Origin of the sequence: Paraburkholderia sp. J69-1 (assembly GCF_905220255.1) — a bacterium.
GTDB lineage: Bacteria > Pseudomonadota > Gammaproteobacteria > Burkholderiales > Burkholderiaceae > Paraburkholderia.
In genome coordinates this window covers 178,758-204,196 of sequence record NZ_CAJMZG010000010.1, presented here as the reverse complement: position 1 = coordinate 204,196, position 25,439 = coordinate 178,758, and the positions used below count along the sequence as shown (strand labels likewise).

At 64.0% G+C, this 25,439-nt stretch carries 20 protein-coding genes and 1 tRNA gene; 7 read left to right on the top strand and 14 right to left on the bottom strand.

Features of this window, described 5'->3' with window-relative positions:
* Nucleotides 1-21: 21 nt before the first annotated feature.
* Nucleotides 22-98, bottom strand: a tRNA-Met gene (locus tag U5A67_RS20110).
* Between the two features lie 132 nt (nt 99-230).
* The gene (locus tag U5A67_RS20105; protein ID WP_205981872.1) at nt 231-779 is read right to left on the bottom strand and encodes a PadR family transcriptional regulator; all 549 of its coding nucleotides are present in this window, start codon (nt 777-779) and stop codon (nt 231-233) included.
* Nucleotides 780-951: 172 nt separating this feature from the next.
* Here U5A67_RS20105 and U5A67_RS20100 point away from each other — a divergent pair, with 172 nt between their 5' ends.
* Nucleotides 952-1,938: an NAD(P)H-dependent flavin oxidoreductase gene (locus U5A67_RS20100; RefSeq protein WP_205981873.1), complete on the top strand. Its 987-nt coding sequence runs from the start codon at nt 952-954 to the stop codon at nt 1,936-1,938.
* A gap of 68 nt (nt 1,939-2,006) precedes the next feature.
* Here U5A67_RS20100 and U5A67_RS20095 read toward each other — a convergent pair whose 3' ends face one another.
* Entirely contained in the window at nt 2,007-2,627 is a 621-nt protein-coding gene (locus tag U5A67_RS20095) for a 2-hydroxychromene-2-carboxylate isomerase (RefSeq protein WP_321814533.1), read from the bottom strand.
* 82 nt (nt 2,628-2,709) lie between these two features.
* Between U5A67_RS20095 and U5A67_RS20090 the strand changes: the two genes are divergently transcribed.
* Together U5A67_RS20090 and xth are read left to right on the top strand one after the other, a co-directional pair.
* Nucleotides 2,710-3,435: an SDR family oxidoreductase gene (locus tag U5A67_RS20090; RefSeq protein WP_321814534.1), complete on the top strand. Its 726-nt coding sequence runs from the start codon at nt 2,710-2,712 to the stop codon at nt 3,433-3,435.
* Between the two features lie 153 nt (nt 3,436-3,588).
* The gene (gene xth / locus U5A67_RS20085; RefSeq protein ID WP_321814535.1) at nt 3,589-4,374 is read left to right on the top strand and encodes an exodeoxyribonuclease III; all 786 of its coding nucleotides are present in this window, start codon (nt 3,589-3,591) and stop codon (nt 4,372-4,374) included.
* Nucleotides 4,375-4,431: 57 nt separating this feature from the next.
* Here the strand turns inward: xth and U5A67_RS20080 are convergent, their stop codons facing one another.
* The 5 genes from U5A67_RS20080 to U5A67_RS20060 all read right to left on the bottom strand — a co-directional run bounded on the left by U5A67_RS20080 (nt 4,432) and on the right by U5A67_RS20060 (nt 11,189).
* Entirely contained in the window at nt 4,432-6,513 is a 2,082-nt protein-coding gene (locus tag U5A67_RS20080; protein WP_321814536.1) for a prolyl oligopeptidase family serine peptidase, read from the bottom strand.
* 115 nt (nt 6,514-6,628) lie between these two features.
* Nucleotides 6,629-8,197 carry a nitrogen regulation protein NR(I) gene (ntrC, locus tag U5A67_RS20075; RefSeq protein WP_205981878.1) on the bottom strand — a complete coding sequence of 523 codons (1,569 nt, stop codon included), beginning with the start codon at nt 8,195-8,197 and terminating at the stop codon, nt 6,629-6,631.
* A gap of 78 nt (nt 8,198-8,275) precedes the next feature.
* Nucleotides 8,276-9,418 (bottom strand): nitrogen regulation protein NR(II), encoded by a 1,143-nt coding sequence (glnL, locus tag U5A67_RS20070; RefSeq protein WP_321814537.1) that lies wholly within the window; start codon nt 9,416-9,418, stop codon nt 8,276-8,278.
* Nucleotides 9,419-9,603: 185 nt separating this feature from the next.
* Nucleotides 9,604-11,019, bottom strand: a complete 1,416-nt coding sequence (gene glnA / locus U5A67_RS20065) for a type I glutamate--ammonia ligase (RefSeq protein WP_205981880.1) — start codon at nt 11,017-11,019, stop codon at nt 9,604-9,606.
* The gene (locus tag U5A67_RS20060) at nt 11,016-11,189 is read right to left on the bottom strand and encodes a hypothetical protein (RefSeq protein WP_205981881.1); all 174 of its coding nucleotides are present in this window, start codon (nt 11,187-11,189) and stop codon (nt 11,016-11,018) included. The genes glnA and U5A67_RS20060 overlap by 4 nt, the downstream gene beginning before the upstream one ends.
* Before the next feature lie 379 nt (nt 11,190-11,568).
* On the opposite strand from U5A67_RS20060, the gene U5A67_RS20055 reads away from it, so the two are divergent.
* A complete protein-coding gene (locus U5A67_RS20055; protein WP_205981882.1) occupies nt 11,569-12,033 on the top strand; it encodes a rhodanese-like domain-containing protein in 465 nt (154 codons plus the stop codon).
* A 148-nt stretch (nt 12,034-12,181) separates the two neighbouring features.
* Here the strand turns inward: U5A67_RS20055 and U5A67_RS20050 are convergent, their stop codons facing one another.
* The 5 genes from U5A67_RS20050 to hrpA form a co-directional block, all read right to left on the bottom strand.
* Nucleotides 12,182-12,991: a competence/damage-inducible protein A gene (locus U5A67_RS20050; RefSeq protein WP_205981883.1), complete on the bottom strand. Its 810-nt coding sequence runs from the start codon at nt 12,989-12,991 to the stop codon at nt 12,182-12,184.
* Nucleotides 12,992-13,045: 54 nt separating this feature from the next.
* Nucleotides 13,046-13,879 carry an EI24 domain-containing protein gene (locus U5A67_RS20045; RefSeq protein ID WP_205981884.1) on the bottom strand — a complete coding sequence of 278 codons (834 nt, stop codon included), beginning with the start codon at nt 13,877-13,879 and terminating at the stop codon, nt 13,046-13,048.
* Between the two features lie 150 nt (nt 13,880-14,029).
* Nucleotides 14,030-15,058: a sterol desaturase family protein gene (locus tag U5A67_RS20040; RefSeq protein WP_321814538.1), complete on the bottom strand. Its 1,029-nt coding sequence runs from the start codon at nt 15,056-15,058 to the stop codon at nt 14,030-14,032.
* Nucleotides 15,059-15,077: 19 nt separating this feature from the next.
* Nucleotides 15,078-16,064: a beta-propeller fold lactonase family protein gene (locus U5A67_RS20035; RefSeq protein WP_415767884.1), complete on the bottom strand. Its 987-nt coding sequence runs from the start codon at nt 16,062-16,064 to the stop codon at nt 15,078-15,080.
* A 196-nt stretch (nt 16,065-16,260) separates the two neighbouring features.
* Nucleotides 16,261-20,994 carry an ATP-dependent RNA helicase HrpA gene (gene hrpA, locus U5A67_RS20030; RefSeq protein ID WP_321814539.1) on the bottom strand — a complete coding sequence of 1,578 codons (4,734 nt, stop codon included), beginning with the start codon at nt 20,992-20,994 and terminating at the stop codon, nt 16,261-16,263.
* 23 nt (nt 20,995-21,017) lie between these two features.
* On the opposite strand from hrpA, the gene argA reads away from it, so the two are divergent.
* From argA to proP, 3 genes are all read left to right on the top strand, one after another.
* On the top strand, nt 21,018-22,421 hold the full coding sequence (gene argA, locus U5A67_RS20025; RefSeq protein WP_205985030.1) for an amino-acid N-acetyltransferase: 1,404 nt from the start codon (nt 21,018-21,020) through the stop codon (nt 22,419-22,421).
* Nucleotides 22,422-22,465: 44 nt separating this feature from the next.
* Nucleotides 22,466-22,741 carry an oxidative damage protection protein gene (locus tag U5A67_RS20020; RefSeq protein ID WP_065060302.1) on the top strand — a complete coding sequence of 92 codons (276 nt, stop codon included), beginning with the start codon at nt 22,466-22,468 and terminating at the stop codon, nt 22,739-22,741.
* 648 nt (nt 22,742-23,389) lie between these two features.
* The gene (proP, locus tag U5A67_RS20015; protein ID WP_415767883.1) at nt 23,390-24,844 is read left to right on the top strand and encodes a glycine betaine/L-proline transporter ProP; all 1,455 of its coding nucleotides are present in this window, start codon (nt 23,390-23,392) and stop codon (nt 24,842-24,844) included.
* An 86-nt stretch (nt 24,845-24,930) separates the two neighbouring features.
* Here proP and U5A67_RS20010 read toward each other — a convergent pair whose 3' ends face one another.
* A complete protein-coding gene (locus U5A67_RS20010) occupies nt 24,931-25,410 on the bottom strand; it encodes a metallophosphoesterase family protein (RefSeq protein ID WP_321814540.1) in 480 nt (159 codons plus the stop codon).
* Nucleotides 25,411-25,439 lie beyond the last annotated feature (29 nt).

Sequence of the window (25,439 nt, the reverse complement as noted above, 5' to 3'; positions counted from 1 at the left end):
TGATTTCTGACAGAACAGCTTTGGTTGCGGGGGTAGGATTTGAACCTACGACCTTCGGGTTATGAGCCCGACGAGCTGCCAGACTGCTCCACCCCGCGTCCGTCAGAGAAAAGAATTATAGGGTGCGGCTGTCATGAAGTCAACACTTATTTTTACTAGCCCTTCTGCACGCGCTTGCGGATTCCAGCGTGAATCACTTCGCGCATCGCAATTAATTCGGAATCCAAACGTTATTCGCTGGCTTGCCCGCCGTCTTCGTCAAAGAACGCCTGCAGCTCGGCGGCCCATTCGAGCCACGTTTCCTGCGTGCGAATCCCCGCCTTCAAGATCGCGTACTGCAACTGCTGACCACGCGTGAGCGACGCTGCGCCGAAGTCGCGCTGCTCGATGGCGCGATAGGTATCGAGTCGCTCGCGCGCCTCATCCATCATGCGGCGCAGTTCTTCCATCAGCCCGAGCGGGCCGATCACCGCATCGGCGCGCAATTTCAGCAACAGCAGATTGCGGTCGTCGCCGGTCAGACGCGTTTCACGCACCCAGCGCGCCACTTCTTCGCGCCCCACCGGCAGCACCCGATACACCTTCTTGCGCGTCGCCGCCGCGTCTTCTTCGACCACGGCCACCCAGCCCGCATCCACCATCCGGCCGAGTTCGCGATAAATCTGCTGGTGCGTGGCCTGCCAGAAGTAAGCGATCGCCCGGTCGAAGCGGCGAGCCAGGTCATAGCCGGACGACGGCTTCTCCAGCAAGGCAATGAGGATGGCGTGTGGCGTGGACATGCGGCGATTCTAAACCACGCTTGCGGCGATACTGCCCCGGTTATTTCCCCGAGCGCGCACACTATGCAACTGGTTGCATAGTGTCTGGCGCTTTGCTATGTTTATCGACACCAACAACACGACGGCGCCCCGCCCTTGGGCCGGGGCCGCCGGTTCCGTTCAGGAGATATGCATGTCCTTGCCCGCCGTCCTGCGCCGCGGTCTGTCGATTCCCGTCGTCGGCTCGCCGCTTTTCATCATCTCGAACCCCGATCTCGTGATCGCGCAGTGCAAGGCCGGCGTGGTCGGCTCGTTTCCCGCGCTCAACGCACGTCCCGAGCATGTGCTGGGCGAATGGCTCGATCGCATCACGACCGAGCTTGCCGAATACAACGCAAAGCATCCCGACCGTCCCGCTGCGCCGTTCGCGGTGAACCAGATCGTCCACAAGTCCAACGACCGTCTGGAGCACGATCTGGGCGTATGCGCGCAATACAAGGTGCCGATCGTCATCACGTCGCTGGGCGCGCGCGCCGAAGTGAACGACGCGATTCACGCATGGGGCGGCATCGTGCTGCACGACGTCATCAACAACACCTTCGCGAAAAAGGCGATCGAGAAAGGCGCCGACGGCCTGATCGCCGTCGCGGCCGGTGCGGGCGGCCATGCCGGCACGCTCTCGCCGTTTGCACTGATTCACGAGATTCGCGAGTGGTTCGACGGCCCGCTGCTGCTCTCGGGCGCGATCGGCAACGGCAACGCCATTCTGGCGGCGCAGGCGGCGGGCGCCGACCTCGCTTATGTCGGCTCGGCGTTCATCGCGACTGAAGAAGCCAATGCGGTCGAGGCGTACAAGCAGATGATCGTCGAGAGCAGCGCGGCCGATATCGTCTACTCGAATCTCTTCACGGGCGTGCACGGCAACTATCTGCGCCCGAGCATCGTGGCAAGCGGCCTCGATCCCGACGCGCTACCGGAATCGGACCCGTCGAAGATGAGCTTTGCGTCGAGCGGCGCGAAAGCGTGGAAACACATCTGGGGTTCGGGCCAGGGCATCGGCGCGGTCAAGAGCGTCGTGCCCGCTGCGGATCTGGTCGCGCGTCTGAAGCGCGAATACGACGCCGCACGCGCGCGGCTGGGCGTGATCGCCGCGCCCGCAGACACGCCGGTCGAAGCCTGACCGTCAGGGCGGGAACGCATGACTCGCGCTTGCGTTCCCACTTTGAAAGCGCGCGATGCGTCAGCCCGTCAGCCGCGCGCTTTCACTCGCGCGATTTCCTCTTCGACATCGCGCAACCGGTCCTTGCCGAAGAAGATTTCGTCGTTGACGAAGAATGTCGGCGCACCAAACGCACCACGCGCGAACGCGGCTTCGGTGTTTGCCATCAGCGTGCTTTTCACTTGCGCATCGGCGAGCGCCGCTTCGAAGCGGGCCGCGTCGAAACCATCGGCTTCGAGCGTGGCACGCAACACGGCCGGATCATCGAGCTTGAGACCGTCTTCCCACATATGCGCGAACATGCGATCGACGTAGCGCTCGAACACGCCTTCGCGCTGCGCGGCCACGGCGCCACGCATCAACGCCAGTGTGTTCACGGGAAAATGCGGATTCATGCGATACGCCGTCAATCCGTGCTGCGCAATAAAGCGCTTGATTTCGAGGAACATGTATTTGCGTTTGTTCTCGATATTCGCCGTCGTTTCTGCGGGCGAACGGTTGCCGGTGAGTTTGAAAATGCCGCCCAGCAAAATCGGCACATATTCGAAGCGCACGTTCTGGCGCGCTTCGATCTGCGAGATCACCTTATGGCTCAGGTAAGCGTTAGGACTCCCAAAGTCAAACAGAAACTCAACTTTCACATCGCTCATCGTCTCTCCTCCATTTGTACGTGAATGCCTTGACGCATATTCCTCCACACAGACGAACATGACAAGCACACCCACTACTCCGATGCAAAAGAAAGCCGTCCTCGTGATTGGCGCCGGCGACGCCACCGGCGGTGCGATTGCACGCCGCTTCGCGCGTGAAGGCTATATCGCCTGCGTAACGCGCCGCCACGCCGACAAGCTCGCGCCGCTCGTGGCGCAGATCGAAGCCGAAGGCGGCGTCGCGCACGCGTTCGGTTCGGACGCGCGCAAGGAGGAGGACATGGTCGCCCTCTTCGCCGAAATCGAAGCCAATATCGCGCCGATCGAAGTCGCCATCTTCAATATCGGTGCGAACGTGCGCTTCAGCGTGACGGAGACCACTGCGCGCGTTTATCAGAAGGTCTGGGAAATGGCCTGTTTCGCGGGCTTTTTGATGGGCCGCGAGGCCGCCAAAGCGATGTTGCCGCGTGCGCGCGGATCGATTCTCTTCACGGGCGCCACGGCGAGTTTGCGTGGACGTGCCGGGTTTTCCGCGTTCGCGGGCGCCAAGCATGCGCTGCGTGCGCTTGCGCAGTCGATGGCGCGCGAGCTTGGGCCGGAAGGCATTCACGTCGCGCAGGTGATCGTCGATGGCGCGATCGACACAGAGTTTATCCGCGAGAATTTTCCCGAGCGCTACAAGCTCAAGGAGCGCGACGGCATCCTGAATCCCGAGCATATCGCCGATGCGTACTGGACCTTGCATCAGCAGCCGAGGGACGCATGGACGCACGAAATGGATCTGAGGCCGTGGATCGAGGAGTGGTGAGCGGCGGCGCGGCGGCATGAGCGCGCAGCGGCTCCCGCAGCGCGCGGGCGTGTTCCCGGTATGATTCGTTATCGATCGGATGCAGGCGGGCGGTATAGTCCCGGCATCGATCCCGGGCACTCGCCCGCCGCACAATCACCCGGTTCATCATCCATGAAAATCGCCACCTGGAACGTCAACTCCCTGAAAGTCCGTCTGCAGCACGTCATCGACTGGCTCGGCGAAAGCAAGGTCGACGCGCTTTGCCTGCAGGAACTCAAGCTCACCGACGATAAATTCCCGCGCGCCGAACTCGAAGCGCACGGCTATCGCAGCTGGTTCGCGGGCCAGAAGACCTATAACGGCGTGGCCATTCTCGTGCGCGACGGCCTCAACGTCGACGAGGCCACGGTCGTGCGCAATATTCCCGGCTTCGAAGATCCGCAGCAGCGCGTGATCGCGGCGACCGTCGAAGGCGTGCGTCTGGTCAGCGCCTATTTCCCGAACGGCCAGGCGCCGGGCTCCGAGAAGTTCACGTACAAGCTCGCCTGGCTGAATGCGATGCACGACTGGCTCGCCCAGGAAATGCAGCAGCATCCGCAATTGGCGCTGCTCGGCGATTACAACATCGCGCCCGCAGACCGCGACGTGCACGACCCCAAGGCATGGGAAGGCCAGAATCTGGTTTCGCCGGAAGAACGCGCGCAATTCGAGCGGCTGATCGCGCTAGGCTTTGTCGATTCGTATCGCCAGTTCGAGCAGCCCGAGAAGATGTTCACGTGGTGGGATTACCGCATGTTCGCGTTCCGCCGCAATGCGGGGCTGCGCATCGATCACATCCTGCTCTCGCCCGCGCTCGCGCCGAAGCTGGTGGCGTGCGAGATCGACAAGGTGCCGCGCAAGTGGGAACAGCCGTCCGATCACACGCCGGTGATCGCGGATATCCATCTCGCGGGCTAAAAACCTTATCGACCAACGCGGGCGGCATCACGTACGCCGCCCGCGCTCAAACCCGCTTCACCACGTTCCGCCCAGCGTCGTCCACAGAAAGCGGAACACCAGCGCGTCGTACTGCGCGCGCTCCAGCGAATCGCTGCCCGGCCCGTGGCCGCCGTCCGTGTTCTCCAGATACCAGACGTTCGCGTGCCCTTGCTCCTGCATGCGCGCGACCATCTTGCGCGCGTGCGCAGGATGCACGCGATCGTCGCTGGTCGAGGTCGTGAACAGCACGTCCGGATACACCACGCCCGGCTGCACACGCTGATACGGCGAATACGCCGCGAGCGCCTGCGCTTCTTCGGGCTCCTCAGGATCGCCATATTCGTCGATCCACGAAGCGCCCGCGTGCAGCAGCGGATAGCGCTGCATGTCGAGCAGCGGCACTTCGCAGAGCACCGCGCCGAACAGTTCCGGGCGCTGGACCATGCACGCGCCCACCAGCAGGCCGCCATTGCTGCCGCCGCGAATGCCGAGTTGCGGCGCGCTCGTGAAGCCTTCCGTCACCAGTTGCTGCGCAACCGCGATGAAATCGTCGAACGAGCGTTGACGGTTTTCGCGCTGCGCTTCCACGTGCCACGACGAACCGTATTCGCCACCGCCGCGAATATGCGCGATGGCGACGATGCCGCCCTGCTCCAGCCAGCCGATACCCGATCCCACCAGATACTGCGGCGTGAGCGAAATCGCAAAGCCGCCATAGCCTTCCAGCAGACACGGCAGCGGTTTGCGCGCGCCGCCTTCGAGCGCGTCGCGCGGGCCGATCACCGTGAACGGCACCCGCGTGCCATCGGCCGATCTTGCGTGCGAGCGGATCACCGTCAGCGATGCGGCATCGAATTGCGTGGGCCAGCGATCGAGCAATTCCCACGTTTGCAGATCGTCTTTCGCGAGGTCGGCGAGCCAGTACTCGGGCGGCAAAAGGTAATCGTCGACATCGACGAATACTTCATCGTTGAGCGTGTCTTCGATCGGCGAAACCTCCACCTGCGAACTTGCACGCGCGGGAAAAAGGCGCGATTGCCACGTCCATGCGCCCGGCTCTTCGACGGGCTGCCAGAGCATCGTGCGGCTTTGCACGTCGTCGAGCCACGAGACGATCAAGACGTTCTTCGTATAGGTCCAGTCGCACGCCGATGTCACCGGCGTGGGCGTAAAGAGCGCCGTGACATTGCGATCGCCGGCCACAAATGCGTCTTCGCGAATCGCCAGCAGCGATCCGCCCGCATACGTCTGCGCGCCGAGCGTCCAGTCCAGACGCGGTTCGAGCAGCAGCCAGCCATGCCATGCGCCCACCGCCACATGCGAGGGCACGTCGTAGACCTGCCACTGCCCGTTCGCATCGAGACGATACGAATATGAATCGAAGAAGTCGACGCTGCGCACCACGTCGTGACGCTGCTCGATCGGATCGTAGTCGCCTTCCACGCTGATATCGTCGAACTCGCCGCGGAACACCACGGGCGCATCGGCCAGACGCGCGCCACGGCTCCAGCGGCGCACTTCGCGCGGATAACCCGAACGCGTGAGCGTCTTCTTGCCGTGGTCCCAGCCGACGTACACCGTATCGCGGTCGATCCACGAAATCGTGTGCTTGCCCTCTTTGCCGATGGCAAACCCGCCGTCGACAAACACGCGCCGCTCGAGATCGAATTCACGCACGACGACGGCATCGGCGCCGCCATCGGAAAGCTGGATCAGCGCGCGATCGCCATCGGGATAGAGAATGTCGATACCGGCGCACACCCAGGGCACGCCTTCTTCCTCGCCGAGCGCATCGAAATCGATCAGGCTTTCCCACTGCGGACGATGCGCACGCCAGTCCGCCCATTTCGCGCGGCGCCAGAGTCCCTTGGGATTGTCTTCGTCTTCCCAGAGATCGTAGGCCCACTCCTGCCAGCGGGTGGGGATCACGGGCCGCTCACGCGGCAGATAGGCTTGCGCCAGGCGCTTCTCCAGCGCCTCGAAACGCGCGCCGCCTTGCCACGCGGCACGCGTGCGCGCGTTCTGCTGCTCGACCCACGCCATCGCGGCGGGATCGTCGAGTTCTTCGAGGGACAGGAAAGGATCGGCCTCGGCGGGCCATGGAGAAGTCACGGGCATATTCGGTCATCGACAGGAAAACAGCGTCGATTATGCCCGAGAGGGTTCGTGCGCAGCGGCACGGCGGACCGCGCATTCATCGCCGGGACCGCCTTGACCGCTGCGCACGGTGCGCTTATTCCAGGTTGAGTTCCTGGATCTTGCGCGTGATGGTGTTACGGCCGATGCCCAGCCGCTCGGCGGCTTCGACCTTGCGCCCGCGCGTGAAGTCGAGCGCTTCGCGAATCACCGCGGCTTCGAAACGACGCGAGAGTTCGTCCATGACATCGGCGCTATTTTCGCGCAGCAGACGCGCGACTTCGGTACGCAAGCCGCTTTCCCAGACGCTCACCGCCAGCGAGGCCACGCCATTGACGGCGGGGAAGCCGCTGGGCAAACCACCGCCCACGCCGCTCGCCACGCCCGGCAAACCGCCAAGGCCGACGCCCGAGCCCGCCGCCACGCCCGCAAGCGCGCCATTGACCGCCACCGCGCCCGCGGCCGCAACGTCGCCTGCCAGCGCCTGCGCGCCTTCGGTCGCCGCCACGTGGGCGGGCAGCAGATCGGGCGGCAGATCCTTGATTTCGATGGTCTGCGCCGGCGCCATCACCGTGAGCCAGTTGGCCAGATTCTCCAGCTGACGCACGTTGCCCTGGAACGGCAGCGACGACATATACGCCAGCGCTTCATCCGACACGCGCTTGGGCTCGACGCCCAGTTCGCGCGCACTCTTCTGCAGGAAGTGGCGCGTGAGCAGCGGGATGTCCTCGCTGCGCTCGCGCAGTGCCGGTAGACGCAGACGAATCACGTTGAGGCGGTGATACAAGTCCTCGCGGAACAGGCCCTGACGTACGCGCGTTTCCAGATTCTGGTGCGTGGCCGCAATCACGCGCACGTTGGCGCGCAGCGGATTGTGGCCGCCGACACGATAGAACTGGCCATCCGAAAGCACGCGCAGCAGACGCGTTTGCAGATCGAACGGCATATCGCCGATTTCGTCGAGGAACAGCGTGCCGTTCTCGGCCTGCTCGAAGCGGCCTTGGCGCATCGCCTGCGCGCCCGTGAACGCGCCGCGCTCGTGGCCGAACAGTTCGGATTCCAGAAGATCTTTCGGAATGGCCGCAGTGTTCAGCGCGATGAACGGACCATTCGCGCGTGGGCTATGTCGGTGCAAAGCGCGTGCAACAAGCTCCTTTCCGGTGCCCGACTCGCCGGTGATGAGCACGGTCGCGGCCGAATGCGAAAGCCGGCCGATGGCGCGGAACATGTCCTGCATCGCGGGCGCCTGGCCCAGCATTTCGGGCGCTTCGGCGGGACGCTCGTCCCAGTGCTGCTCGCCGCGCATGCTTTCGTCGACGGCGCGGCGAATCAGCTCGACTGCCTTATCGACGTCGAAGGGCTTGGCGAGATATTCGAATGCACCGCCCTGGAACGCGGCCACCGCGCTGTCAAGGTCGGAGAACGCCGTCATGATGATGACGGGCAACCCCGGCAGACGCTCGCGCACGGTTTGCAGCAGCTCGAGCCCCGAGCCGCCCGGCATGCGAATGTCGGAGACGAGCACCTGCGGGCTGTCGTGGTCGAGCGCGGCCGCGGCATCGCGCACGTTCGAGAAGCTGCGGGTCGCGAAATTTTCGCGGGCGAGTGCTTTTTCAAGCACCCAGCGAATCGATTGGTCGTCGTCAACTATCCAGATCGGCTTCATAAGGTCGGTCAGAAGTCCTGGTGGCGTGCGGTAGCGGTAGATCGGGAAACAGGTTCAGCTAATGTTCTTCAAACGGCTTCAGGAATCGAGCGGCAGCAGGATCTGAAACTCGGTATGTCCTGGCCGGCTTTCCACTTCGATCAGACCGTCGTGTTGCTGGACGAAAGTCTGCGCGAGCGTGAGGCCCAGACCGCTGCCGTCTTCGCGTCCCGAAACGAGCGGATAGAAGATGCGGTCGCGGATGTCCTCGGGAATGCCGGGTCCGTTATCGATGATATGCAAGTCCAATGCCAGCTTGCACAAGCGTTTTGAAATCGTGATCTTGCGCGCGACGCGCGTGCGCAATTCGATGCGCGCGTCGCCGCGCGAAATGCGCTCGCGCAGCGCCTGCGCCGCATTGCGCACGATGTTCAGGAGCGCCTGGATCAGTTGTTCCTTGTCGCCGCGCAGGTCGGGCACGCTCACGTCGTAATCGCGCTCGATCGTCAGGCCGCGCGGGAACTCCGCGAGAATCACGGCGCGCACGCGCTCGCAGACCTCGTGAATATTCACGTCGCCGACAATATGCGGATGACGGTGCGGTTCGAGCAGCCGGTCCACCAGCGTCTGCAGGCGGTCCGACTCCTTGATGACGACCTGCGTGTACTCGCGCAACTCGCCGCGCTCGAGCGTGCCCAGCTCGAATTCGAGCAACTGGGCCGCGCCGCGAATACCGCCGAGCGGATTCTTGATTTCGTGCGCGAGATTGCGGATCAGATGCTTATTGACGGTCGCGAGGTCGTGAATCCGCTCCTCGCGATCGCTCTTCAGATGCCGCTCGTTCTCGAAGAGTTCGAGCAGCACGTAATCGGGTGCGCTTTCCAGGAAGCCGACAATCGCGTGCACGTGCAACGATTCGCGGCCCGGGCGCTCCAGCGTCGCGTCGAGTCGCGTCGCGTGAAAGCGGTGCGCGGCGATCGAAGCGATCGTCTCCAGCAACTCGTCGGCGTTGGAAAAGAGATCGGACCACACCATCTGCGAAAGCTGACGGCGCGACAGATCGAGCATCGCCTCGGCCGAAGGATTCGCGAACGCCACGCGCAAGCTGCGCTTGTCGAGCACGAGCACGACCGTCGGCAGCGCTTCGAAGCCGGGCAGCAAGCCCGATTCGACGAGCGGCACATCGTCCGAAAGCGCGTCCGCGTGGCCTTTTTTTGCCTTGATCAGATTCTTGAGCACCATGTTTCGGCACCGGTGGCTTGAGGGCGCGCCGGCTGGCTGTCCATGTCGATGATGGTTGGCACGACGACGTCGATGACGTCCACGCAGCCAACAAAAAAGGGACGGCACCGCCGTCCCTTCGTGACCCGTCGCGAACGTCGGACAGACACTTCGCTACGCGAGTGCGAGCGAAGCGCCATCGTCGATTACAGCGAGTAGTACAGTTCGAACTCGACCGGGTGCGTGGTCATACGCACGCGTTGCAGCTCGCCTTCCTTCAGTGCGAGGTAAGCGTCGATCATCGAATCCGTGAACACGCCACCGCGCGTCAGGAATTCGCGATCCTTGTCGAGTGCTTCCAGAGCCTGGTCGAGGCCGGCGCACACGGTCGGGATCTTTGCATCCTCTTCCGGCGGCAGGTCGTACAGGTTCTTGTCGGCGGCTTCGCCCGGATGGATCTTGTTCTGGACGCCGTCCAGACCTGCCATCATCAGTGCCGAGAAGCACAGGTACGGGTTGGCCATCGGGTCCGGGAAGCGCGTTTCGATACGGCGGCCCTTCGGGTTCGAGACGTGCGGAATACGGATCGATGCCGAACGGTTACGTGCCGAGTAAGCCAGCTTGACCGGCGCTTCGAAGTGCGGAACCAGACGCTTGTACGAGTTCGTCGACGGGTTCGTGATGGCGTTCAGCGCGCGAGCGTGCTTGATGATGCCGCCGATGTAGAACAGCGCGAATTCCGACAGACCTGCGTAGCCGTTGCCTGCGAACAGGTTCTGGCCGTCCTTCCAGATCGACTGGTGAACGTGCATGCCCGAACCGTTGTCGCCAACGATCGGCTTCGGCATGAACGTCGCCGTCTTGCCATACGTGTGCGCCACGTTATGGATGATGTACTTCATCTGCTGCGTCCAGTCCGCGCGCTGAACCAGCGTCGAGAACTTGGTGCCGATTTCGTTCTGGCCTTGACCAGCGACTTCGTGGTGGTGCACTTCGACCGGGATGCCGATCTGTTCGAGCAGCAGGCACATTTCCGAACGGATGTCCTGGAACGTGTCGACCGGCGCGACCGGGAAGTAGCCGCCCTTGACGCCCGGACGGTGACCCGTGTTGCCGCCTTCGATTTCGCGACCCGACGACCACGGAGCTTCGTCCGAGCCGATCTTGACGAACGAGCCCGACATGTCCGTGTTCCACTGGACCGAGTCGAAAATGAAGAATTCGGGTTCCGGACCGAAGAATGCCGTGTCGCCCAGACCCGTGCTCTTCAGGTACGCTTCAGCGCGCTTTGCCAGCGAACGCGGATCGCGCTCGTAGCCCTTGCCGTCAGCCGGCTCGACCACGTCGCAGGTCAGAACCAGCGTGGGTTCTTCATAGAACGGGTCGATGAAAGCCGTGTTCGCGTCCGGGACGAGCAGCATGTCCGAGGCTTCGATGCCCTTCCAGCCGGCGATCGACGAACCGTCAAATGCATGACCCGACTCGAACTTGTCTTCGTCAAAGTGCGACAGCGGAACCGAAACGTGTTGCTCCTTGCCGCGCGTGTCGGTAAAGCGGAAGTCGACAAACTTGACGTCTTCGTCCTTGACGAGTTGCATGACGTCGGCCACGGATTTACTCATAACCTATTCTCCTGATTAACGATTTCGGCGAACGCTGCCGCCTGCCCAATCTTCTGATCTTGCCGGTTGCCGCTTTGCGGCATGCCTTCGGTCGCCAGCTGGTACAGCCGGAGTCCGGTGGCAGGCCGGTTGCGATTCGATCGCGACATATAAAGCAGCTTCCGTGCCATGTTTGCGCCAGCGTGGCGCAAATTTGATCCGGATGCGTCCCCAAGGGGCGAGCGTTGGGCAACCAAGGGGCAACTACACCGAACATGCGGGTAACTCCCGCCCCTCGTTTTCCCCAGCGCCCTCTTCTCGGGCCACTTACCGGCACCAATTCCGTGCAATCCCGGATTTGGCGCGCGAAACTCACTCCATTATGGTGCATAAACCGGTTTACGCACCAAGCCTGCGCAAATATGCCACCGCGACGCGCGGCGGCCCTGCCTGCAACGCGTGCCGTGCCCCGCTCCTGCTCATTGCCGCGCCACGGCCCGGCGCTTCCCGCACTCATGCAGCGCGCTAGAATAATCCTTTGGTCCAACATGAAACGGGAGATTGATCGTCATGAGTACGCTCGAACAGTTGTACGCCCAGGCCGACACGCGCCGCGCCGAGAACCAGCTGCCGTATGCCGGCGCGCTCTCGCCCGCCGAGGCGTTCGAGCTCCTGCAACTCGATGCGCGCGTCAAGCTCGTCGATGTGCGCACGCGCGCCGAACTCGACTGGGTCGGCCGCCCGGTGATCGGCGACGGCCAGTATGCGCATGTCGAGTGGACGCGCTATCCGGGCGGCGTGCCCAACGCCGAGTTCGTCGCGCAGCTCAAGAGCGTCGCCGACGCCGACACGCCCATCCTGTTCCTGTGCCGCAGCGCCGCGCGCTCGAAACTGGCCGCCATCGAAGCGGCCAAGGCCGGCTTCACCCAGGCCTTCGATCTGCTCGAAGGCTTCGAAGGCGACAAGAACAGCGAAGGCCATCGCAAGACCGTTTCCGGCTGGTGCTTCCGCGGCCTGCCGTGGCTCGGCGCCTGAAGCTGCCTCGCTCGTTAGACACCCTCACAACCCCCGCCAGCCCAAAACCCTGACGGGCCACTTTGAGCGCCCCGTGTGACACGCCGATGATGCGGCGGGGGCGCTCCATCCAGCCTCATCGAGCGATTCCGGGCGATTCCGGGCAACTTCAAGCCGCTTCCGGCGGCTCCACCACATCGCCGCCCAGCAGGTGCACGCCTTCGCGCAGCTTCACGAAAGCCGCCGCCACCGCTTCCGGCTCACCCTTCACGCCCAGATCGATATGGCGGCGCGCATAGATGCCGCCGCGCTCGCTGTCGCCCACGCTCGGCAGACTGAACACGCGCACGCCCGGGAAATCGCGTTCGATGCTTTCCATCAGCGGCGTGAGCGTCGATTCGGGCAACTCGAACACCAGCAGCGACTTTTCCGCATGCGGCATCTGATGATGCAGATGGGCGTACTTCGTATCGAGCACCCATTCGATCATCGGCCACGCCATCACCGGGAAGCCCGGCACGAAATGATGATCGTGAATCGAAAAGCCCGGAATCTTGTTATAGCCGTTCGGGATGATCTCGCAGCCCTGCGGGAAGGTGCCCATCTGGAAGCGGTGAAGATTTTCGGGCGAGCCGAAATCGACCGGATCGCTGCCCGTGTGCATATCGCGGATGCGCTCGCTGATCGCCGCCTTCGCGTCCGCATGTAGAGCGAGCGGCACGCCCAGCGCGGCCGCCGCGCACTGGCGCGTATGGTCGTCCGGCGTCGCACCGATACCGCCCGTCGAGAACACGATATCGCCCGAGGCAAACGAGCGCTTGAGCGTGGCGGTAATGCGCGCGGGATCGTCGCCCACGTACTCTGCCCAGTCGAGCGCGAGGCCGCGCGCGCCCAGCAGTTCGATGACCTTCGGCAAATGCTTGTCGGTGCGGCGGCCCGACAGAATCTCGTCGCCGATGATGATGACGCCAAATGCCATGTGTTGCCTCGTCGTATGAATGTTCTTTGAAAGTGTCGGCGGATGCCGGGGACGTCAGTGCACGATGGTCACTTCATGGCCCAGACGGTGCGCCTCTTCCGTGCGCAGGCGCTGCAGCGCGCGCAGGCAGTAATGGCCGAACCAGAGCGCCGTGAACACCAGAATGAAAGCGTAAATCCAGATAGTCAGCGCGGCGATCACGGGGAAGAACAGCAGCATCCACGCCGACGCCACCCAGATCGCCGTCGGCAGCGAGCCCAGCAGCCCGCTCGCCACGCCGATCGCCAGCAGCGGCAGACGGTTGCGGCGCACGAGTTCGCGGCGCTCCGCGCTGCTCGCGTGCAGCGCGAGCGCGTCGTAAGTCATCACGCGGTAGGTCAGCCAGCCCCAGAGCAGCGGCGGCACCAGCACGCAAAACGGTGGAATGAACCAGAACGGCAAGGTCACGATCAGCAGCACGATGCACAGCAGCGTGGTCCAGAGCGAGTGCAGCACGCTGCCGTACCAGCTACCGCCACGGCGCGCTTCGAGCGAGGCGTACTGGCGCGTGGTCAGATGGCGGATCACGCGCGGCATCGCCAGCGCGACGATCAGCAGCAACACCGTGATGACGATCAGCGGAATCGACAGGATGATGACCACGAACGGCCCAATCATGCTGCGCAGCGAACCGAAGCCCACCCAGTCGAACACATGGTAGACGTAACCGGTGGCGGGCCAGGCGTCGAGCGTGCCGCGCACGCCGTCGATCAGCGGTTGCCAGAAGGCGTAGAGCAGACCGCCCCACACCGCGGCCGCCACCAGGAACGGCACAAACGTGAGGAACAGCATCGAGGGGTGGAATGCGCTGGTGAGCGCGCGTCCAAACGAGCGCAACAAGTCGTTCATGCGGGCGTGAAAGCGGAGGAAAAACGGAGACGGGTCACGAAGCCAGCGTGGTTCAGTGCGGCAAAACGACAGCATAAACCACGGCGCGCATCCGGCGCACGAGGCGCGCGGCGGTGAAAGGAAAAAGGCAGCGTGGGCCGCCTGAGCACCTTATTGTTGCGAATTGCGCTGGGCAAAACCGGCTTTCAGACGCCGACGCGCCGCCAGCCGCTGCCCGATGCGGGCGAACGCGAGCCCCTGCTGCGCCCAGAAGCCCTCGCCATAACGCGCGCCTTCCAGCTGGGCGCGAATGCCCGTAGGCTCGATCCGCTCGTTGAAGGACGCGCTGCCGAACAGCATGTCCCACCACGGAAACAGCACGCCAAAGTTGCAGCCATACGTGGTGCCTTCGTGACCGTAGCCAATCGCATGATGACGCCGATGAAAACGCGGGCTCACCAGCAGCCGCTCGCCCAGCCAGCCAAAATGCACGCGGATATTGGCATGCTGCACGTTCTGCACGAAATTCGTGAGCGCCACCAGCACGACATACTGCGCGGGCGGCACGCCGATCACCAGCGCGATGCCCGCGAACATGCACGACTGCATTAGCACATCGAGCAGATGGTTGCGGTTATCGCACCAGAACGACATCTTGCGCTGGCTGTGATGGACCGCGTGCAATTCCCACCAGAGGCTGTAGCGGTGCGACAGGCGGTGATACCAGTAACCGGAAAAGTCGAGCACGACCAGATAGATCGCGAACGCCACGAGCGGCACGGTGGTCACACCGGGCCAGAGATTGTCGATATCGACACTCATGACGCCGTGCAGGCGCAGCCAGCTTTGCGCACGGTCGAACGCCGGCTGCATGGCGAAGAAAAAGAACAGATTGAGAATGCCCAGCCGCGTGACCCAGGTATAGATGGCGTCCACGCCCACGCCCTTGCGGTCGCCCCACTTCTCCGCCGGCATGAGCGCTTCGAGCGGACGCAGCAGCAGATACATCGCCACCATTTCCAGCAGCCCGACGATCACCCAGTAAAGCGCGTCGAAGCTGTCTTCGTCCACGTTCATGAAACCGGCGTCGAATAACGCCGGTTGCAGCACGTTCACGTATAGGAGCGTCTGGAGCCACGACACGAAGTCGTCGGCGCCAGACACCACCCAATGCGCGCAGGAACCGAGCAAGGCGAACATGGGCGGTGACGTGCAGACGTTATGCGCCGTTGGGCGACATGACCGGCGCGCGGTCGTAGAAGTAGATGCCGTGCGGCGAGCGGCCCACCGGAATCGTCTTGACGAGCTTCTTCGTCTGCATGTCGATCAGGCCGATGTGCTTGGCGAAACGGAACGTCACCCACAGCCAGCGCTTGTCGGCGGAAAGTTCCATGTCGTCGGGTCCGGGCATCAGGCCGTTGATCTCGCCCACTTTCTCAAGCGATTCTTCGTCGATGATGCTGATGACGTTCGACACGCGGCTCGACACCAGCACGTGGCGGCCATCCACCAAAGAGCGGAAGTTATGCGCGGCCTTGCCCACCTGGATCGTCTTGACGATTTTCTGGTTGCGCCAGTCCACCACGGCGACGTAATCGGCGCCCGTCATGCCCACCAGCAGATATTTTTCGCCAGGCGTGAGCCACATGCCCGCGGGCGCCGGGCCGACCTTCATCTTCCACAGCACTTTCTGCGTAGGCAGATCGACCGCGGCGATTTCACCCGAGACCTGCAGCGACACGAACACGATATTGCTGTCCTTCGTGAACGCGAGGTGGCTAGGCATGGCCGAAAGCGGCAGGCGCTTCGCGACCGTGAAATTGCCCGCGCCGCCGTAGTGATAAATGTCCAGACGGTCCAGACGCAGGCCGGTGGTCACGAACCACTTGTTGTCCGGCGAAAAACCCAGCTGATACGGGTCTTCGACGTTTTCGATCCAGCGCTGCGGCTTGCCGGTTTTCGGATCGACGAACAGCAGGTTGTTCGACACCGAGTTCGCGACGATCAGCGAGCTGTTGTCCGGCGTCGGAAACAGGTGATGCGGCTCCTTGCCCGTGGGCACCGTGCCGACGAGTTCGTGCGTCTTGTCGTCGATGAGGCTCAGCGTTGCCTCGCCCGAATTGAGCACGATGATGTTGTTCGCATGCGCAATGCTCGGCATAACCGTGGTGAGCGCGGCACCGACCAGCGCGGAGCACGCAAACATCACGGCCTTTTTCGCAAAGCTTGCGGCGGTACGGCGGAATTCGTTTGTACGCATGAAGAGTCGTTCCCTGGCAGATCAGTGATTGTAGAACGCTTGCCGGTTCGCAAGGTTGACGTAGGGCCACTGAAATGTGGAAGGGGCGCAACGCGCGCCCCTTTTTCGAACGATTGTTATGGCCCGCAAAGCGCCATCGACTTCATCGCTGCATCGATTCCCAGACCTTGTGGAGCCGCTTGACCGACACCGGCATCGGCGTGCGCAACTCCTGCGCAAAGAGCGAGATGCGCAATTCTTCGAGCAGCCAGCGGAATTCGCTCAGACGCGCATCGAACACGCCGCCGCGTTGCGACAGCGCACGCTGATACTGCTGCGCGAGCGGCTGGAATTCGGCGACCTGGCGCGCATCGCGGCCGGGATCGGCGCGCAGCTTGTCGATGCGCAGCGCCACGCCCTTGAGGTAGCGCGGGAAATGCACGAGTTGCGCATACGGCGTGTCCAGAATAAAGCGCTTGCTGATGAGCGCATCGACCTGCGCCTGCATATCCGCAGCGGGCGCGCCGAACGCCTTCGCCTGCACGAGCTTCTTCGCCAGCGACGCGTATTCCGCCAGAATCTGGCCGACCAGGCGCGCAATCTCCTGCGCCAGCAGCGAAAGACGTCCGCGCCCTTCGTCCTTGCGGGCGTGGAAACTCGCATCGTCGTCGGGCAGCGGGTCTTGCAGGCAGGCGCGATCGAGCGCCAGTTCGACCAGTTGATCGCGCAACTCTTCCTGGGTGGCGCGCGCCATGAACTGCATCGCCATTTCGCGCAGGCCCGGCAGGTTCTTCTCCAGATAGCGGATCGGCTCGCGCAACTGCAGCCCGAACAGACGGCGCAAGCCCGCGCGATGAATCCGCGCCGCCTCTTCCGGCGAATCGAATACCTCGACGTCGCAATGCGAGCCGCGATCGACCAGCGCCGGATAACCGTACAGCGTCTGGCCGCCACGGCGGATTTCCAGCAGTTCGGGCAGCTTGCCGAAATTCCACGTCGTGAGGTTTTCGTAGAGCGCGGTCGCGGCCGTGTCACCGCTTGTGGGCGTGTGCGGCGTGTTGAGTTTTTTGGCCACGCTCTGCGACGACTGGGCTTTCTCTGCCGCTGCCGCACCTTCCGCGCCCTCGCCCTGCGCATGCGTTTCCAGCGCCGCCAGCGCGGTGGCGCTCGCCAGCTTCTGGAACTGCTGCTGCGCCTGCGCGCCCAGTTCCGTGCGCAACTGCGCGAGATTGCGGCCCATCGCGAGCTGACGTCCGTGCTCGTCGATCACCTTGAAATTCATGAACAGATGCGCGGGCAGCGTCTCCAGCTTGAAATCGGACGATTTCAGCTGAAGCTGCTTCTGTGCGCGCACATCCGCGATCAAGGCTTCGACCAGGCCGCCCGCACCGAAGCGCTCGCCGCCCAGGCGATCGGCGAAACCCGCCGCGTATTCCGGCAAGGGCACGCAATGGCGGCGCAGCTTCTGCGGCAAGGACTTCAGCAGCAGATGCGCCTTCTCCTTGATCATGCCCGGCACGAGCCATTCGCAGCGCCGCGCATCGACCTGATTGAGCGCGTAGAGCGGCACCGCGAGCGTCACGCCATCGCGCGGCGAACCCGGCTCGAAGTGATACGTGAGCGCCATCGCCGCGCCCGACATGGTCATGCGCTTCGGGAACAGCTCGGTCGTCACGCCGGCCGCTTCGTGGCGCATCAGGTCGTCGCGCGAGAGATAAAGCAGACGCAGCTTGTCCTCGGACTGACCGCTCTTTTTCACCTCGTCGCGATACCAGCGCTCGAACGTCGCGCCCGCGTAAATGCCTTCGGGAATCGCCTGATCGTAGAAACCGAAGATCAGTTCGTCGTCGACCAGCACGTCCTGGCGGCGCGACTTGTGTTCGAGTTGCTCGATATCGGCGAGCAGCTTGCGGTTGTGCGCGAAGAACGGCAGCTTCGTGTCGAATTCGCCTTCGACCAGCGCGCCGCGAATAAACAATTCGCGCGCCCGCGCCGGGTCCTGTTTGCCGAACGCCACCCGACGCCGCTGATACACCGGCAAGCCGTACAGCACGCCGCGCTCGAACGCGCTGACCTGCGCCGCACGCTTTTCCCAATGCGGCTCGGACAGCGAGGTCTTCAGCAGATGCGCGCCCACTTTTTCGAGCCATTCCGGCTCGATCTTCGCGATACAGCGCGCGTACAGGCGGCTCGTTTCGACCAGCTCCGCCGCCACGACCCAGCGCCCCGCTTTCTTCACCAGCGCCGAACCGGGCCAGAGATGGAACTTGATGCTGCGCGCGCCGAGGAAATGCGGCTCGTCTTCCGCCTTCAGGCCGATATTGCCGAGCAGACCGGTCAGCAGCGCGTGATGGATTTCCTCGTAGGTCGCATCCGCTTCGTTGATGCGCCAGCCGTGCTCGCGCACCACCGTCAACAATTGTGAATGCACGTCGCGCCATTCACGCAGCCGCAGATGCGAGAGGAAGTTCGCACGGCACGAGTCGACCAGTTGCTTGTTCGACTTCTTGTGCGCGACCGCGTCCTCGAACCACGCCCAGATCTTCAGCCACTGGAGGAATTCGGAGCGCTCGTCGGCGAAACGGCGATGCGCCTGATCGGCCTGTTCCTGCGCCTCGATCGGCCGGTCGCGCGGGTCTTGCACCGAAAGCGCACTGGCGATCACCAGCACTTCGCGCAGCGACTGCGAATCGCGCGCGGCCAGAATCATGCGGCCCACGCGCGGATCGAGCGGCAGGCGCGCGAGTTCGCGGCCGAGCGTGGTGAGCGCGTTATCGTCGTCGACGGCGCCGAGTTCGTTGAGCAGTTGATAGCCGTCCGCAATCGCGCGGCCCGGCGGCGGCTCGATGAACGGGAAGGTTTCGATCGCCGTGAGATGCAGCGACTTCATGCGCAAAATCACCGCCGCGAGCGACGAACGCAGGATTTCCGGGTCCGAGAAACGTGCGCGCGCGATGTAATCCGAATCTTCGTAAAGCCGGATACAGATACCGTCGGCGACCCGGCCGCAACGGCCCGCGCGCTGGTTCGCGGCGGCCTGCGAGATCGACTCGATCTGCAGTTGCTCGACCTTGTTGCGATACGAATAGCGCTTCACGCGCGCGAGGCCCGTATCCACGACGTAGCGGATGCCCGGCACCGTCAGCGAGGTTTCCGCCACGTTGGTCGCGAGCACGATGCGGCGCGCGTTCGACGGCTTGAACACGCGCTCCTGCTCCTGCGCGGAAAGGCGCGCGAACAGCGGCAGGATTTCCGTGTGCGGCGGATGATGCTTGCGCAGCGCCTCGGCGGCGTCGCGAATTTCGCGCTCGCCGGGCAGGAACACGAGCACGTCGCCCGAGCCTTCGCGGCACAGTTCGTCGACGGCATCGACGATGGCGTCCATCAGGTCGCGATCGGTGTCGCGCTGCGATTTTTTCGTCGGCGCATTGCCCTGCGCGTTCTTCACGGCCGGGCTGTCTTCCTGCACCGGGCGATAGCGCACCTCGACCGGGTACAGACGCCCGCTCACCTCGATCACCGGCGCGGGCTTGTCGTCGCTGCCGAAGTGGCGCGCGAAACGGTCGGCGTCGATGGTCGCGGACGTGACGATCAGCTTGAGATCGGGCCGGCGCGGCAGGATCTCTTTCAGATAGCCGAGCAGGAAGTCGATGTTCAGACTGCGCTCGTGCGCCTCGTCGATGATGATGGTGTCGTAGGCCTTGAGCAGCGGATCGGTCTGCGTTTCCGCGAGCAGAATGCCGTCCGTCATCAGCTTGACCGAGGCGCCGGGCGACAGATTGTCGGTAAAGCGCACCTTGTAGCCGACCACTTCGCCGAATGGCGTGCCGAGTTCTTCGGCGATACGCCGACCGGTCGCCGAAGCCGCGATCCGGCGCGGCTGCGTGTGACCGATCAGGCCGCTGCCGCCCGCGCCGAGGCCGCGCCCGAGCGAGAGCGCGATCTTCGGCAACTGGGTGGTCTTGCCCGAGCCGGTTTCGCCGCTGACGATCACGACCTGGTTGTTGGCGATCGCGCGCGCGATTTCCTCGCGGCGGCCGGAAACCGGCAGCGCTTCGGGGAACGTGATCGGCGGGATCGGGTTGGGCGTGACGGGCGCACGCGGGGCGCGGGGCGGGCGCGGTTCGCGCGGTTCGCGGGGTTCGCGCTCCTGGCGTGGCGGGCGTGGGGCCGGTTCGCGTGCGCCTTCGCCGCCAGCGCGCGGCGCGTGGCCGGATTTCGGCTTCGCGGGCTGTTGCGGATTGGGGCGCGCTTGATTCGGTGCTTGATTCGGTGCTTGATTCGGTGCTTGATTCGGCTGCGGCTTTGCCTGCTGCTGGGTTGCCTGCTGCTTCGGCTGCTGTTGCGCACGCGGCGGTGGATTGCGCGGCGGGTTCGCCTGCGCGCCAGCATCGCGCGGCTCGCGGCGTTCCTGCGATGGCTTCGCTTCGCGCGGCACGGCGGTTTGCACTCGCTCAGTGCGTTCCTTGCGCTCGCTACGCTCATTACGCGCTTCGGGCGCACGCTGCTCGCCGCGCGCCTGCGGCGCGGGCTTCGCGTCATCGCGTTGAGCGGCGCGTGGTTCGGCTTTCGGCGCTTGCGGCTGGCGCGGAGTCTGGGCCGGTCGAGGCGTTTGCGGCGTTTGCGGTGCTTGCGTTGCCTTCGGCGCCTGAACCTGCTGCGGTTTCGCCTGCGCGGGCGCGGCGGCAGGCGTCGCGGCGCGCTTGTCCTGCACGCGCGCGCCACCGAGCACGCCGCCCTTCATCAGCGCGGCAAGCCGGTCCGACGACGCGAGATTCTGCCCATCGCCATACTTTTGCGACGCGTGCTTTTCCTGCGCGCCGCCGTGCGCCGTGTCTTTCCCGGCGGAGGTGTTGCTGCCCTGCGCCGAGGCAGGTCTTTTGGGTACATTCGACATGGGGGCGCATTATAATCCCGGGCATGAATTCCCAAACCGACCTCGTCCCCGCCACCGCGAATGCGCCGGCTTCCGCCGCCGCCGCGGAGTCCGCTGCTGAGCAAGCTGCACAGCAGGCCGCGCAGCACGCACAATTCGTCGACTGGATGCGATCGGTCGCGCCCTACATCCATGCATTTCAGGGCAAGACCTTCGTCGTCGGTTTCGGCGGAGAAGTGGTGCATCAAAATCTGCTCAACGCGCTCGTCGCCGACATCGCGCTGCTGCAGGCCATGGGCATCCAGATCGTGCTGGTGCACGGTTCGCGCCCGCAGGTCGAAGAACAGATGAGCCTGCACGGCGTCGAATCCGAGTTCTCGCACGGCATGCGCATCACCAATGCCCGCGCGCTCGAATCCGCCAAGGAAGCCGCCGGCGAAGTGCGTCTCGATATCGAAGCCGCCATCAGCCAGGGTCTGCCGAACACGCCGATGGCGCACGCGCACATCAGCGTCGTGTCCGGCAACTTCGTGACGGCGCGTCCGGTCGGTATTCTCGACGGCGTGGATTTCCAGCACACGGGCGTCGTGCGCAAGATCGACGCCGATTCGATCCGCCATTCGCTCGCCAGCCGCAAGCTCGTGCTGCTCTCGCCGCTCGGTTTCTCGCCCACGGGCGAAGCGTTCAATCTGTCGATGGAAGACGTGGCGTCGGCTGCGGCCATCGCGTTGCGCGCCGACAAGATCGTGTTCCTCACGGAAACGCAGGGTCTGATCGGCGAAGACAGCGAGCTGATCCGCGAAATGTCACTCGACGACGCCTACAAGCTGCAGGAAAGCGGCACCGTGCTGGGCGACGCCGGTTTCTATCTGAAGCATTCGATTCGCGCCTGCCGTGGCGGCGTGGGCCGTGCGCACATCATCCCTTACGTGCTCGACGGCGGCCTGCTGCTCGAACTGTTCCTGCACGACGGCGTGGGCACCATGATCTCGTACGAGAACCTGGAAAGCCTGCGCGAAGCCACGCCCGACGACGTCGGCGGCATTCTTACGCTGATCGAGCCGCTCGAAACGGACGGCACGCTGGTGCGCCGCGGCCGTCACCAGATCGAGCGCGACATCGACCATTTCTCGGTGATCGAGCACGATGGCGTGCTGTTCGGCTGCGCGGCGCTGTATGCCTACTCGCAGGAGCGCATCGGCGAAATGGCGTGTCTGACCGTCTCGCCCGAAGCACAAGGTTCCGGCGACGGCGAACGCCTGTTGCGCCGTATCGAACAACGCGCCCGCGCACGCGGCCTCACGCGTATTTTCGTGCTCACCACGCGCACCGAACACTGGTTCCTCAAACGCGGCTTCGTCAAGGCCACGGTCGACGACCTGCCCGAAGACCGCCGCCGCCTCTATAACTGGCAGCGCAAATCGCTCGTGCTGATGAAGCAGCTCTGAGCGGCGCAAGCCACCCCACACATACGACTTAGGAGAAGCACAGCATGGCCCGTATGATCCAATGCGCGAAGCTCGGCAAGGAAGCCGAAGGTCTCGATTTTCCGCCGCTGCCGGGCGAACTCGGCAAGCGCATCTATGAAAGCGTCTCGAAGGAAGCCTGGCAAGGCTGGCTCAAGCAGCAGACCATGCTGATCAACGAGAACCGCCTGAACATGGCCGATCCGCGCGCGCGCCAGTACCTGATGAAGCAGACCGAAAAGTACTTCTTCGGTGAAGGCGCCGATCAGGCATCGGGCTTCGTGCCGCCGACCCAGGGCTGAGCCCGCCGGAAATCGCCCCGTTCGATCCGTCCCCGACTGGATCGCGGCCCGCGAAATCCCGCAAAAACCGCGCCTTCGAGCGCGGTTTTTTTATGCGCTTCACGCGAAAGATCGGCCGGGCGCCTCGCCCGCCCGAATCGCCGCAATCCCCCGTCCCATAAGGCCTCACGGCTGCCCGCCGGCACTGCGACAATGGGGCCGTTTGCACGATCTTCAGTTATCGTGCTATCATGTCGCTTCTTTCGACAGGCATTAGCCATCAATTGCATTCAGGTCGGCACCCAAAACCGCCTTCAGCCTGAGTGTTTTTATACAAGAAGAACGTTCCGCCACACGGACATTCTTTTTCGTTTCAGCGACGCTTCACCGGGCACCCTCGTGCTGGTCCAGCGTCACATGCGCCCTGCCCCCCAACAAGGCCACGCAGGCGCAACGCATACGCACAATTTGATCGAGTGTCGTTTCGCGACATTCAGCATGCCACTCGCGCACCGCCTGCACGCCAACGCCGCAGCCGGACCGGACGTTCCCATTTGCGGCGTTCCCGCGCGACCCGCAGCCATCATCGGCCGCTATCGCGAAACGGCACTCTCCGGCAACCGTGGCGAGCTCTTCTGGAGTTCGTCGCAGTCATTGGAGATGCAGACCTTGACCGCTTCCACTTCCGGCTCGTCGGCCCAATCCGACCTTACGCTCGACGACATTACGATCGTCGACAAAAGCCTCCTCAAACGCGCCGTCGGCGCCATGGCGCTCGGTAACGCCATGGAATGGTTCGACTTCGGCGTCTATAGCTACATCGCCGTCACGCTCGGCCAGGTGTTCTTCCCGTCGAGCAGCCCGTCGGCGCAGTTGATCGCTACCTTCGGCACCTTCGCGGCCGCCTTCCTCGTGCGTCCGATCGGCGGCATGGTGTTCGGCCCGCTCGGCGACCGCATCGGCCGCCAGCGCGTGCTCGCGATGACGATGATCATGATGGCCTGCGGCACCTTCGCCATCGGCCTGATCCCGTCGTATCACTCGATCGGTATCGCCGCGCCCGTGCTGCTGCTGGTCGCGCGTCTCGTGCAGGGTTTCTCGACCGGCGGCGAGTACGGCGGCGCAGCCACCTTCATCGCCGAATTCGCCACCGACAAGCGCCGCGGTTTCATGGGCAGCTTCCTGGAGTGCGGCACGATGGTGGGCTACGTGTTCGGCGCAGGCACGGTCGCGGTGCTGACCGCCCTGCTCTCGCATCAGCAACTGCTCGACTGGGGCTGGCGCGTGCCGTTCATGATCGCCGGGCCGCTCGGCATCGTGGGTCTGTACATCCGCACGAAGCTCGAGGAAACGCCAACCTTCAAGCGTGAAGTCGAACTGCGCGAAGCCGAAGAAGTGTCGCGTCCCAAGCTCACGCTGCACTCGCTGCTCACGCAGCATCTGCGCCCCTTCCTGCTGTGCGTGGGCCTCGTGCTGATCTTCAACGTGACCGATTACATGGCGCTGTCGTATCTGCCGAGCTATCTGTCGGCGACGCTGCACTTCGACGAAACGCACGGTCTGTTCCTCGTGCTCGCCGTGATGGTGCTGATGGTGCCGATGACGATCGCCTTCGGCCGTCTGTCCGACGCCATCGGCCGCAAGCCGGTGATGCTCGCGGGCTGCGTGGGTCTGATCGTGCTGGCGATTCCGTCGCTTACGCTGATCCAGACGGGCGCTGTCCTGCCGGTGTTCTTCGGCCTGCTGATCCTGGGCACGCTGCTGTCGTGCTTCACGGGCGTGATGCCTTCGGCGCTGCCCGCGCTGTTCCCGACGGCGATCCGCTACGGCGCGCTGGCGATTGGCTTCAATGTTTCAGTGTCGCTGTTCGGCGGTACGACGCCGCTGGTCGCCGCCTGGCTGGTCGAGCACACGCAGAATCTGATGATGCCCGCGTACTACCTGATGGGCGCGGCCGTGGTCGGCATCATCTCGGTGCTGGCGCTGCACGAAACGGCGCGCCGCCCGCTGCCGGGTTCGGCGCCGATCGTCAGCACCAAGGCCGAAGCCCATGCCGTCCTGCGCGGCGTGCGTCTCGCCCGCGAGATGGACGACGACTACGCCGCCATGCCCGCGCGCGTGTAAGCCGAACATTTCCGATCGGAAATCAATGAAAAGGCCAGCTTCGAGCTGGCCTTTTTTGCGTCTGCGCTTATCGAAGCTTAGCGAATCTAGTCGATCAGCTGGCTGTGTTCGACCTGCAATGCGCCGTCGTTTCCGATCGTCAGCATCGCGGCGGTGATCGGCAACCAGAAGCGGCGCGGCCCCGCGCTGCCCGGATTCACATAGAGCACGCCGTCGCGCGTGTCCTGCGAGGGCTTGTGCGAGTGACCGCTCACGACCACGGCAATGCCCTGCGAGGCGGGATCGCCGCGCAGATCGGGCAACTCGTGGACGACCACGATCGCCACGCCGCCGATCTCCACGACCGTCTGCACCGGCAGCGCTTCGGCCCACGCGCCGCGATCGTTGTTGCCGCGCACGGCGGTGAGCGGCGCAACCGCACGAAGCTGATCGAGCACGGCGGCGTCGCAGATATCGCCTGCGTGGACGATCGCATCGCAGCCTTGCACAAAGGCCAGCAGCTCGGGACGCACGAGATTGTGCGTATCGGAAACAAGCGCGACGCGTAGCGGTTTTCGATGAGGCATGGGCTGGTCTGGATCGGCGGAAATAGGCG